This window comes from Leptotrichia shahii, from assembly GCF_008327825.1.
GTDB lineage: Bacteria > Fusobacteriota > Fusobacteriia > Fusobacteriales > Leptotrichiaceae > Leptotrichia > Leptotrichia shahii.
The window spans coordinates 1-12800 of sequence record NZ_AP019827.1 but is presented as its reverse complement, the minus strand read 5'-3'; the positions used below and the strand labels follow the sequence as shown (position 1 = coordinate 12800).

Here is a 12800-nt window from a genome sequence, read left to right as displayed (position 1 = left end):
TTCTCCAATTATTTTATCTAGACATTCTTAATTCTTATTGAACTATCTGAATCTTCAAAATATTCTTTATCCCTCTTGCCTTCAGCTTCGTATCATATTTTTTCTCATCAATCTGTTTTAACGCCTTCTGTGCTTTCTCTTCCATCCCCTTTTTCGTCTTCGATATTTTAAATTCCATAAGGTAAGCCTTCTCATTACTTTTTATCGGAATCATCGCAAGGTCATATCTTCCATATCCACTCTCATCATTTGAAATAATCTCATATTTCCCCATCAAAAATCCTACAAGCCCTATCATAAATACTTGATAAATCTTCTCCATTTCCTTATCTAAATCAAAATGACTCAGCATATTTATCATTATTTCTCCCAATGTTTTCTCAAATTTCTTAATGTCTCCATTTTCAAGAGCTTTTATCAAAGTATTCGTTTTCACTTCTGTTCCAAAAAATCTATTTAAGAACATATTCCCAAAATATTTTCGTATTTCCTTATTTGGAATTCTCAAGTTATAAACATCTGTATATTCTGAAGTTACATCTATTTCCTTCTGCTTTTCATCCTTTGTCAAATACCCGCTGTATAAGAGTAATTGCCATATTTCATCATCATTATTTAAAAGACTTTTTATCGTAGTTCCATCTGAAATATATTTTTCAATGCTTTCTCCGTCAGTAAATCGTTTTAAGTCATCGTAGACACTTTCTCCAGCATTATCAAGCATATTCTCCAAAAGTGTATTCCCTGAAACATTTGCCCAGTATGCTTTAATTTCTTTTTCTCTCACATAATTTACAATAGACCAAGGATTGTATACTTCACTTTCTCCAAAAATATATCCATCATACCATTCTCTAACCTCTTCAATCTTATATTTCATATCAAAATACTCAAGCATTTCAATCACTTCGCTCTCAAAGAGCCCAAAATATTCTAAATAATCCTTACTTAAAATTGTATTCACATAAAGATTATTTAAGCCAGAAAATATCCCTTCCTTTATAATCCTTGTTATTCCTGTCAAAATACCATATTTCAAGGAATTGTTTGTCTTTAGTGCTGAACTGTAAAATGTTTGAAAAAAATTGATTGCTTCATTGTAATATCCTTTATCAAAAGCATTTATTATTGGAGCATCATATTCATCTATCAAAATTATGACTTTTTCTCCATAATATTTATTTAAATAATTTGATAAATCTAAAAGCGAAGTTTTAAAATTTCTCTCATTTCCTGTTATTTCCCAAATTTTATCAAATTGTCTTTTTTCAACAATATTTAATTTTTCCCTTAAAAAGTTATATTCATTAAAAATTTTATACATGATATCCTTAATGCTTTCAAGACATTCCTCCCAAGTATCTTCTTTTAAATCCTTCAATGAAATGAAAATTACAGGATATTTTCCCTGTTCGCTCATATATTCACTATCATATATTTTCAAATTTTCAAAAAGCTTTTTATTCTCTTCTTTATCTTTCACATCAAAAAAATATTTCAACATCGACATATTCAGTGTTTTTCCGAATCTACGTGGTCTTGTAAAAAGCGTCACAGGAGTTCTGTTTATCAATAATTTCTCTATTAGCATCGTTTTATCTACGTAATAGTAGTCTTCATTTATTATTCTTTCAAAATCTTCAATCCCCACAGGAACAGCTTTTTTTCTCATAAAATTACTCCATTATTTTTTCTTTTTTCTACTGAATTATTTTTAACTTGATTTTATTTTATCCAAAATTCCTATAGAATTTTTTTCCCACTTTTTTTATTATTTTATATTAATTATCTACAAATGAAGATAATTATTTTTTTATCAGTCCTTCACCTTCACTTCTTGATAAAAAGACCTGCAACAGAGCCATTATTATATTAAACAATTTATTTAGTGTTATATTTATTCATTAATTTTTGAGTTGTCATATCATCTTTTATATCATCAATCAAATTAAAAATTTTTTCTCTCGAATCTTTTAAAACTTCCTTTTCTTCAGGTGAAAATTTCCCAAGTACAAATCCCAATGTCTCTTCTTTCGTCTTCGGCTTTCCAATTCCAAACTTTATCCGTACAAATTCATTTCCAACATGTGAAATAATGGATTTTATCCCATTATGCCCACCAGCACTTCCATTTTGCTTAATTTTCAATTTTCCAAACTGCATATCCATATCATCATAAATTACAAAAAGTTCAGTTTTTGGATCAATCTTAAAAAATCTGACAGCCTCTCCAATCGCTTCTCCACTCAAATTCATAAATGTAGTCGGCTTTTGATAAAAAACCTTATCCCCATTATAATTTGTCTGAACAAATAGCGATTTAAATTTTTCCCTCATATCGCTTATATTATTTTCCTTCAAATATTCATCAATAAATATAAACCCAATATTATGCCTTGTTAATTTATACTGTTCTCCAGGATTTCCAAGTCCTACTATTAATTTCATTAAATTACTTCTCCTTTTTTAATCATTTGTAAAATTCTAAAAACTCCAATAAACACTGTATTTCTTTATGTTTAATTTCTTACTTTCTCCACTTTCTGACAAGAGGTCTTAACCTCTTACTGTGAATACATTATTGATAATTTTTTAAAAATTTTACTTTTACAGTCATCTATTCTTATTTTATTTATCATTCATAAAAATTTATGAATTTCAATTAATATAATATTTTTAATTCTTCAAAATTGCAATTAAAAGCGAAATATCATTATAAGTAACTCCACTAATTCTACTAGCCTGTCCAATCGTTTCAGGCTGTCCATACACAAGCCCAGAAATAGCAATATTGCTAAGCCCTTTGACGCTTTCATAGTCAAAGTCCTTTGGAATTACCATTTTTTCCAGCTTTTTAAACTTCTCAATCTGTGCCTTTTCTCTTTCAATAAATACGTTATATTTTGCATTTATTTCCACTTGTTCCTTCGCTAAATTTGATAATTCCACAGTTTCCACAAATTCACTTAAATTATCATAGTTAATTTCTTTTCTTGCAAGAAATTCAAAGGCTGAAACAGGGCTGTTCATGCTATTTTTACTATTTTTTTCAATTTCCGCACTTTCAGATTGATTTTGTTTTTCTACAATTTCAAGTAATTTTTCATTATTTTCCTTAGTCGGATAAACCGTAATTCCTTTCAATCTTTCAACTTCATTTTCAATTTCCTGACACGTATTTTTAAGTTCGGCTAATTTTTCAGCATTTAATAACCCAATTTCCTTCGCTTTTTCCAAAAGTCTTATAAAAATGTTATCTTGACGCAAAGTCAGTCTGTATTCAGCTCTTGAAGGCAGTACACGATAAGGCTCTGCCGTTTTTTTATTTATTATATCATCAATCAAAACCCCTATATATCCTTCACTTCTGTCAATCACAATTTCCTTTTTCCCTAAAATTTTTCTCGCAGCATTCACTCCTGCCATAAATCCTTGACAGGCAGCCTCTTCATATCCGCTCGTTCCATTAATCGTTCCCGCTGTGTAAAGTCCATCCAGAACTTTTGTTTCAAGAGTTAATTTTAACTGATACGCAGGTACAAAGTTATATTCCACAGCATACCCGTAACGTACAATTTTGGCATTTTCTAGCCCACTAATCGTCTTTAACATTGCTTCCTGTGCAAATGGAGGCATTGCTGTCGTAAATCCATTTATGTAGATTTCGTCAGATTCTATAGATTCCTGCTCCAGAAATATCTGATGATTTGTTTTTTCTGGAAAGTTCATAATCTTCCTATCAAGTGAAGGACAATGTCGTGGACCCTTCGTACTTACAATTCCAGTAACAATGGGCGAATATTTAAGCATTTCCTGTCCCACTCTTATTGTTTCAGGTGTGGTGAATGTAAGCCAAGTTGGTAAAGTAGAATTATATTCTTTTTTTGTTTCGTAAGAAAAATATCGTGGCTTGTCCTCTCCCTTTAATTCCTCTGTTTTTGAAAAATCAATTGAAGATTTGGCAATTCTCGGAGGAGTGGCAGTCTGGTATCTATCCAGCTCAAAGCCATATTCCACAAGTTTATTAGGTAAATCCACACTTGCAGGCTCTCCTTGCCGCCCTGAAGAATATTTTACATCTCCCATCACATATTCTCCGCCCAAGAACGTCCCTGTACACAAAACAACAGCCTTTGCACCATATTTTATCCCAAGATTGTCTTCAACTCCCATAACCTTTTTATTTTCCACAATCAAATCCACAACTATTCCCTGTACCAAATCCAGATTTTCCTGCTTTTCGATAATTTCCCTCATTTTAACCCTATACCAGTATTTATCGGCTTGAGCCCTTGTAATTCGTGAAGCCAGACCCTTCGTATGATTCAAATTCTTTAACTGCAAATTGTAATTGTCAATATGCCTTGCCATTTCTCCGCCAAGCATTCCAAGTTCTGACACCAGATGGCTTTTTCCCGGCCCTCCAACCGACGGATTGCACGACATCATCGCAATATTGTCAAGATATATTGTAAATAACGCTGTTTTCAATCCATGTCTTGCCGCAGCAAGAGCTGCTTCCACCCCAGCATGTCCCGCTCCAACAACAATTATGTCATAATTTTTCATTTTTTAAATTTTCCTTTCAACTTATTATTTTTTTGCTAAACTTATTCAAATTCTAATTCTAAAAGGCTTTTTTATAATCTTAAATTTTTATTTATTAATTTTATTAGTAATTTTTTCCCTTTGCTTTATAAAAATAGAAAAAACATAAAAATGAAATAAAAAATCATTTATAAAAATACTTTGTATAAACTTTAAATATAAAATCTTTTAGTTTTTAAAATTATCAAATAAGACTATATTATTTTTTTCTTTTAAAAACATTCCTTACTGGACGAGTAATATCCTTAAAATATACATATCTCTTATGTTTTCTAATATAATATCTCAAATATCTAAAAACTATCTCTTCCCGCTGTTTATAACACTTCGCATATTCATTAGCAAAAATTCTAGCTATTTTTTCATTCTCCATCATTCTTGACACATTTTTCATTCTTCTATTTAAATTAAGTTTCACGTTAAATTTCATTCTATTTAAATCCACAAGATAAAAGTCATAATTCCCGCTTTTATCTTTAATTAGTACATTTCCAGGAGAATAATCCTCAAATTCCACTCCATTTTCATGCAAATTAAACGAAAATTTTGCAAACTGCTTTATTATTTTTTCACGATTTTTTTCCACTTTGGAAAGCATTCTTTCCATTTCTTCATTTATTTTATAATTTTCACCTTGCTTAGCCTTTTCCTCCTCAATATCTTCAGGCCAGAAAACTTCCCTGCAGGTAAAATCATATTTTAATTCTTCGCTTATATAATAACTGTTTTTTTTATTATCCTCATTCACAAATTCATCAAAATAAGCAATCGGCTCTGGTGTCTTTATTTTATATTTCAATAATTTTTTTGCATATTCATAAGAACGTTTTGCCTTTGAACCTTTAAATTTGTAAAAAAAATTTGTAATAAAATCCTTTTGCTTAAATTTTTTTATATTTATCATTTTTTTCTTTTTAAAATCATCAATTTTGTTATGTTTTTTTCTTTTCTTACTTACTTTTTCCAAATTGTTTTCAAAATTTATCTCAAATCTTTTTATCTCATTTCTCCCAGGTTCTACAACATATTCCCCAGCTTTATCAAAATTTTTTAATATGTTAATTAATATTTCTTCATCATATTTACCATTAACTTCAAATTTTTTTTCTTCCATATTAAAATCTCCATAACTTCCAAATTTTTTATTTTTCAGATCTTTCCTTATTTTCCTTTTCAAATTTTTTCTTATTTTTCTTTATTCTTTTTTTCAGTTCCTTTGTAAATTCCTTATCTTCCATAATTTTTCCCATTTTATCTACATATTCAAGTGCCTCATCGTATTTATGCTGTAATTCTAGAACATAAGCTAAATTCACATAATGGCGAAAATTTTCAGGCTCTAAAATTATCATTTTATCACAAACTTTCTGTGCGTTTTCATAATCTGCAACTTTCACAAAAAATCTTCCTTGCAAATTCAGCATTTTTATTCGTGAAAGCTCCTTATTTTCATTCGTTGCATTTTCATAATTTAAAAGCAAAAGTCTTATTTCCTCATATTGTTCTGCTCTAAATAATATCTCAAAATAATCTTCAAATATGTAATCTTCCACATTTTCACAATTTATAGCAATATTATAATATTTTATAACTTCCTTTATATCATTCGTATAAGCCATCGTATCGCCCATTCGTGCATAAAGCGAAAATTCCTCCACCTCATTAAATTTAGAATTCAGCAATTTTTCATATTCAGAAATCGCATCATCATATTTTCCCATCATTGTAAGGCAATCCCCCTTTTCAACATACGCTTCTGAGCTTTCAGGCTCCATTTCTATCGCCATATTAATATTTTCAATTGCCTTTCTATAATACTTCAATAAAGCGTAGGACATTCCCATGTTAAGATACACAAAATAATTTTTTTCTATTTCTAAAAATTTTTTATAAAGCGAAATCGCCTTTTTCAGTCTCCCAAGCGACTGATAAATAAATCCCAACGTAAAAAGTGTATCCTTACTCTCAGGATACTTTTTATACAATTTTTCAGCATACTCCTTCGCTTCCTCAAACATCCCAAAATCTGTATAAATTTTGGAAAGTGTCATAAGCGCCGAATAGTTGCTCTCATCAATTTCAAGCACTGACTTCAAATACACAAGCGCATCATCATACTTGTAATTTTCCATCGACTTATCCGCTTCCTTCAATAATTCTTTAATATACATTTTTTCTCCATTTATATTTAAATTCTTTTGTAATTTATAAAAGTCTATTAATACAGTATTTTTCAAATTTAATTTTTTTATTTTTGGTTACTTTCTAGCAAATCTAATGATAATAATAAAATCAATTATTAATCATATTTACCATTTCTACAAATTTAGATGGCTTCCTGTCATAAGGATTTGGAATAACATCATCTGTTATCATCAGCCACCCTGCATTTCTCTCTCTTGATAATCTTATAATCTTTGCATATTCCTTAGGATTAGCGCTGTGCACAATATGCCAGATATGTTTTGCATTCACCTTATTTTTTTCAAAATCAGATTTGGGCTTCTCAAACTTATTAATATACACATTTGCACTTACCTCACTTGTCACAAAAATATCCGCATAAGGCGAAATTGCATCAGTAATCGGTGCTCCTGGATTAGCAATTACAAGATTACTTTTAGACTTCCCTTTTACATAATCAAAAATTTCCCTCATATAATTTACCTGCTGCAAAGTATCTAAAGCAATTTCATCAAAAAAGAATCCATTTATATTATCTTTGCCGTAAAACTCAAAATACCTGTCAACTTCATCTTTTACTTTCTCAATATTTCTTTTCTGATAATTTGTAGAAATATAAGCAATGTTTTTTATCTCAGCTTCCTTATTTTTCATAATTTGAGCCAGATAATGCATTTCAACTTTTTTCCCTGCTCCGTTATCTGGATTTATCAGCACATAGGGAATTTTATCTTTCCCAAGTGCCAAAATATCATCCCAAAAGGAATTTTTTCCATCTGGATAAGTATATGCTGTAACTATTACAGACTGCTTCATTTTTGCATTGTTATCAATATTTTCGCTTGAAAATCCATTAATTCCCAACATTATTCCAACTATCAAAAATATTTTTTTCATTATTTATTTTTACCCTCTTTCACTCCTTTTAAATCAAATAGCCAGTAGCAAATGCTATTAAATAAAAAATAATACAAGATATATTATTTTAACATATTTTTTGAAATAATTGTAATTTTTCAATAAAATGATAAAATAAGATCAATATTTCCTACTATTTTCAAGCCTAAACCTAACATCCCTTTTCAACCTTCTCAAAATCGCCTTCCTTTCAATCCTAAAAACTTCCTCATTATCACTCCCAATTTTATAATCCACATAATTTTTTATCCATTTTTCCACATCTTCCCGTGATTCACTCCTAATTTCAAACTCATAATCTCCATTTATAGAAATTTCCTTATTTTTTTCGACACAATAATAAAGCATATCGTTATAAGTCTGCTGTGCCAAGATATCCCGTGCCTTATAATATGTGGATTTATCTGTATCTGTTATTCTGACTGCTTGTTTTTCAGACATGTATGGATTATCTTTTATCAAATTTGACATTTTCTGAAATTTCTGATTTTTCTCATTCATTCTGCATTCAAAACACATTTTTTCATTGCTTTCCTGTAAAAATAGAATTTTACATTTCTCACATTCAACATATCCAATACTTTTCAAATATTTTTCTCTTTTTTTCAATTTTATTGCAATTTTTTCCAAACTTCTAGCAATGTCCTCGTATTTTTTATCAATTTTATCAATATTCTCATGAATTTCCTTAATTTCCTTTGAAGAAAGCACAATATCCCTTATCTTTTCTGTAATTTTATTTTCCAATTCAACATTTTTCCTTTTTTCTCCAGCATTTCCTCTCAGAATTTCTCCAATCCGAATTGTCCCCCTATTTTCCTCATTTTCAATAAGTTCATCCAGCAAATCACGTTTTACTTTATAATTTATTTTTACAAACTCGATACTTTCCACAAATTCTCCATTCAAGAAAGTATTTATTTTCTCCTTTATAACCTCTGTACACATTATTGCTGTATGATAAATAACATTATCATTAATAACCACAACCAAATTTTTATTAAACAGCCCCTTCGCATAAGTTTTTTCACCAATCGGACCATTCACGATCTGCTTCCAATTTCTTTTAATTTTAAAAAAAATATATTTCTCATTTTTCCAAAGCGAACTTTTTTTCTCAATCGCCTCTAATGCTAAACTTTTTAATTCTCTAATTCCTTCCATTTTCAATCCTTTTATTTATTTTTTCTATAACTTTTCCCTTTTCCACAATGAATTTTTTCCCTTCTATCCCCAAATCCTCTGTTGAAGTTATAAAGCATTGAATTTTTTTATTCAAAAAATAATTTAAAATGCTCTTTTTTCTCACTTCATCAAAATACGAAGCAATGTCATCCATAATAAAGATCGGATACTCATTTTTTTCTTTTATTAAAATATCAATTTCTGAGATTTTCAGCGAAAAAATTATAGATTTTTTTTCTCCTTGAGAAGAATATGCCTTTGCATTTTTCCCATTTAATTCAAAGATAAAATCATCCTTTTGTGGTCCAAGCAAACTATACCCCAAAAATTTTTCCCTTTCACTTTTTCTTTTACACATTAACTCAAAATTTTCCTTTAACTCTTCCCTGCTCTTTTTTTCCACATCCCCAAGAAAACAGTCATATTTTAATCTAAGCTCTGAATTTTCATCAAATAATTTTCTATAATTTAAATTCAGCAAAATTGACAATTTTTTTATAAATTCCTGACGATTTAAAACAATATTCAGCCCTTCCTCGATAAATTTCTCATTATAAATCCTATAAATTTCCTCTCCAGTCTTTTTTTCCTTTATAAGTTTATTTCTCACCTTCAATATTTTCTCAAAATTTACAATCGACTGCAAATATTCCCTTTTTGCCTGCGAAATTTCATAATTAAAAAAACTTCTCCTAACTCCAGGATTCCCAATAATTAGCTCAATATCTTCAGGAATAAATGAAATAATATTCAAAAGTCCCACATAATTTATATATTTATTTTTTTCCCTGTCAATATAAAAATCCCTCCTATCCTCATTCACATCAATAGCAATAACATTTTCTGATAAATCCCTATGCTGGTATTTCCCAAACACAATTAACCTGTTCAAATTATACTTGCGAATCTCCTTAACCTTCTTAGTCCTAAAACTTTTCCCCGTAGCTAAAAAATAGACAGCCTCAATAAGTGATGTCTTTCCCTGTCCATTTCTCCCATATATTAAATTAAAATACCTGTCAAACTTCAACTTTCCATCCACAAGGCACCGAAAGTTATTAAAACTAATCTGATCCAAATACATTGCTATTTTTTCCCCTTCAAACTATACTAAATCTCAAAAAATTATTTCTATTTTATTCTTATAACTATCTTTTCCCCAGCAAACTCCACAACATCCCCATCATAAATTTTTTTCCCACGTCTAGTTTCCACAGCATCATTTACTTTCACTTCTCCATTCAAAATAAACATTTTCGCTTCCACTCCAGAACCTGTAAAGTTTGCCCACTTCAAAAGCTGATCCAATTTTATAAACTCTGTATTTATCGTAATTTCTTCAATTTCACTATCTATATTTTTCATTTTCTTTTCTCCTTCTATTTTTTTTTAATCATTAATAAAATTAATGGTTAATTTTTCTGTGGAAAACTCATTTTTTTTGTGGAAAACTTTTTCCACAATTTTTTCCACATCTTTTCCACAATTGCATTTTATCCTCATCTTTACTATCTTCTCTAATCAATTATTTTTCCACATTGCATTGTGGATATAATTTTTGTCTATGTGGAAAACTTTTCATATTTTTTATTTATATAATTTTTTAACAATTTATATTTAACTAAAAATTAACTAATATTATTTTATCAACAAATGTGGAAAATCTTTTTTAATAATGTGGATAACTAAATTACAGTTTTACACAATAAGATTTAACTTTTCCACAATACTAGTTTTAATCGGAAATTTTACCAATCTTTTTCCACAATTTTTGTGGAAAACTTTTCAACATACTGTGGATAATTATTTTTTACTTTTCCACAACATTAAAAATTATTTTTTTTATTAATAAAAATATAATTGTTTTTATAATAAATATTTATAAAAATTTAGATTGTTGAAAAACTTTTCCACTGTGGAAAACTCTAGATCTTTTGGTGTGAGTTTCCAACAAAGTTTTCCACATACTTTCCACAATCTTTTATACCTTGAATATTTTCTTATTTAACGTGTCAATTTCCTTCTTAAATACAATATCTTCCTTTATTTTCTTATCAATTTTTCTAATACTGCTTATAACTGTACTATGATCTTTTCCACCAAAAAGTCCACCGATTGCAGTCAGGCTTAAATCAAGATCATCATTGTTTTTTAAAAGATACATTGCGGTTTGTCTTGTTTCAACTATCTTTTTTTGACGTTTTTTAGATTTCATATCGGCCACACTGACGCTATAATGTGCAGAAATCATTTCTATTACTTTTTGAGCTGTCATTTTAGATTGTTCCCGCTTTACATTGTGCATAAGCATTTCCTGCACTAATTCCAATGTTATTTGTTCATTTAACAGTTTTGCCCTTGCGTTAAGGTTTGTAAGCGTTCCTTCCAATTCCCTTACATTTGTATTTAAGGAATCTGAAATATATTCTAGTATACTGTCATCTATCTCGATTCCTTGTGCTTCTGCCATATTTTTTAAAATCATCATGCGAGTTTCATAGCCTGGACTTTGTATTTCCACAGTTAAGCCTGACAAAAATCTTGATTCTAGACGTTTTGACAAATTTTTTATTTCCTTTGGCGACTTGTCGCTTATCATTATTATTTGCTTTCCTAGTTCCTGCAACTTGTTAAAGGTGTGGAAAAACTCCTCTTCCACAGTTCCTTCTCCACGTCCAAACACCTTTTCAAAAAACTGTATGTCATCCAAAAGAAGCACGTCTAAAGCACGAAAGGTGTCACGAAAATGCTGAATCCGTCCACTATTTAAAACTTTGAAAAACTCATTTGCAAATTCTTCTGAAGTGGAGTAATAAACTCGTTTTGTTGGATCTTTTTCTAAAATTGTATTTCCCACAGCCTGCATAAGATGAGTTTTTCCAAGCCCTGAGCTTCCAAAGATGAAAAGTGGATTATAAACAGTCGGATTTTTCACAACTGCAAGACATGCGTTATATGCTAGCCTGCTGTTTTCCCCAACTACAAAATTATCAAGCCTATGTTTAGGATTTAATCCTGTATGAATTGGAGCTTTTTCCCTTGCTTGTTTCGGAAATCTGTGTGTTTCAGATTTATACAGCATTACATCCTGTTTTTTTACTTCAAAGTTCATTTTAATTTCCTCATCTGTCACAATTTCCACAATTTCTTCCATCTGGCTTTTATACTTTTCCACACTTTCCTTTATTAACTTGGAATTACAAGTAAGTGTAAATACATTATCTTCTATTTTTACTGCCTTTACATTCTCAAAAAAAAGTTCAAACTCTCCTTCATTAATCTTCCTTTTCATAATTTTTTTTACTTTTTCCCACAATTTCACGACATCCATCTGCTATTTCCCTTCTTTAATATTATAATTTATAGTGAATCACCATCGTGTAGTCTCTAATTTGATTTAACTATAACATATATAAAATAAATAATCAAGATTTTGAAAAAAAGTTTTCCACACACTTTTCCACATATTAAAAATATCCATTAACCCAATATTTATAATAGCTGTATCATTTATTTTTATACTTTCCCACAAAATTTTACATCCCGATTTTTAGAGACTTTCCACAGGTTTTCCACAACTAATTTAGTTTTCCACATCTTATGTTGATAAGCGTGTGGACAACTTTGTGGAAAAAAGTTTTCCACAAAATCAGCAAAAGTTTTCCACAGGTTATTCTCTGGCAATCCCTTTATTCATCGGTGTTTCCACATTTCCACAGTGCATAATAATAATATATATAGTAATATATATTATATTAGTTATTATAGGAATGTGGAAAATTGAAAATACTATTCAAAAAAACATTTTAATAATTAAAATAAAAGTTACAAATTAGAAAATAAACTTTTTTATTCTTCAAATGACTTATTTAAGTAAGATAAATTTTATATAGAAATAACTAATT

General features: G+C 29.2%; 10 protein-coding genes. All 10 read right to left on the bottom strand.

What is annotated here, in order from left to right; all coding sequences use genetic code 11:
* Positions 1-34: 34 nt before the first annotated feature.
* The 10 genes from F1564_RS00050 to dnaA all read right to left on the bottom strand — a co-directional run bounded on the left by F1564_RS00050 (position 35) and on the right by dnaA (position 12226).
* Positions 35-1672 carry an AAA family ATPase gene (locus F1564_RS00050; RefSeq protein WP_018451397.1) on the bottom strand — a complete coding sequence of 546 codons (1638 nt, stop codon included), beginning with the start codon at positions 1670-1672 and terminating at the stop codon, positions 35-37.
* Between the two features lie 209 nt (positions 1673-1881).
* Entirely contained in the window at positions 1882-2448 is a 567-nt protein-coding gene (pth, locus tag F1564_RS00045; protein WP_018451396.1) for an aminoacyl-tRNA hydrolase, read from the bottom strand.
* A 228-nt stretch (positions 2449-2676) separates the two neighbouring features.
* Positions 2677-4569, bottom strand: coding sequence for a tRNA uridine-5-carboxymethylaminomethyl(34) synthesis enzyme MnmG (mnmG, locus tag F1564_RS00040; RefSeq protein ID WP_018451395.1), 1893 nt, complete (start codon positions 4567-4569; stop codon positions 2677-2679).
* A 238-nt stretch (positions 4570-4807) separates the two neighbouring features.
* Complete coding sequence (locus F1564_RS00035; RefSeq protein WP_026231301.1) at positions 4808-5722, bottom strand: hypothetical protein; 915 nt, start codon at positions 5720-5722, stop codon at positions 4808-4810.
* 28 nt (positions 5723-5750) lie between these two features.
* Positions 5751-6779, bottom strand: a complete 1029-nt coding sequence (locus F1564_RS00030; RefSeq protein ID WP_018451393.1) for a tetratricopeptide repeat protein — start codon at positions 6777-6779, stop codon at positions 5751-5753.
* A 121-nt stretch (positions 6780-6900) separates the two neighbouring features.
* On the bottom strand, positions 6901-7689 hold the full coding sequence (locus F1564_RS00025) for a spherulation-specific family 4 protein (RefSeq protein WP_018451392.1): 789 nt from the start codon (positions 7687-7689) through the stop codon (positions 6901-6903).
* A 141-nt stretch (positions 7690-7830) separates the two neighbouring features.
* Positions 7831-8874, bottom strand: a complete 1044-nt coding sequence (locus F1564_RS00020; protein ID WP_018451391.1) for a DciA family protein — start codon at positions 8872-8874, stop codon at positions 7831-7833.
* The gene (recF, locus tag F1564_RS00015; protein WP_018451390.1) at positions 8861-9979 is read right to left on the bottom strand and encodes a DNA replication/repair protein RecF; all 1119 of its coding nucleotides are present in this window, start codon (positions 9977-9979) and stop codon (positions 8861-8863) included. The genes F1564_RS00020 and recF overlap by 14 nt, the downstream gene beginning before the upstream one ends.
* Before the next feature lie 47 nt (positions 9980-10026).
* Positions 10027-10260 carry a S4 domain-containing protein YaaA gene (gene yaaA, locus F1564_RS00010; protein ID WP_018451389.1) on the bottom strand — a complete coding sequence of 78 codons (234 nt, stop codon included), beginning with the start codon at positions 10258-10260 and terminating at the stop codon, positions 10027-10029.
* Between the two features lie 616 nt (positions 10261-10876).
* Positions 10877-12226, bottom strand: coding sequence for a chromosomal replication initiator protein DnaA (gene dnaA / locus F1564_RS00005; RefSeq protein WP_018451387.1), 1350 nt, complete (start codon positions 12224-12226; stop codon positions 10877-10879).
* Between the last annotated feature and the right edge of the window lie 574 nt (positions 12227-12800).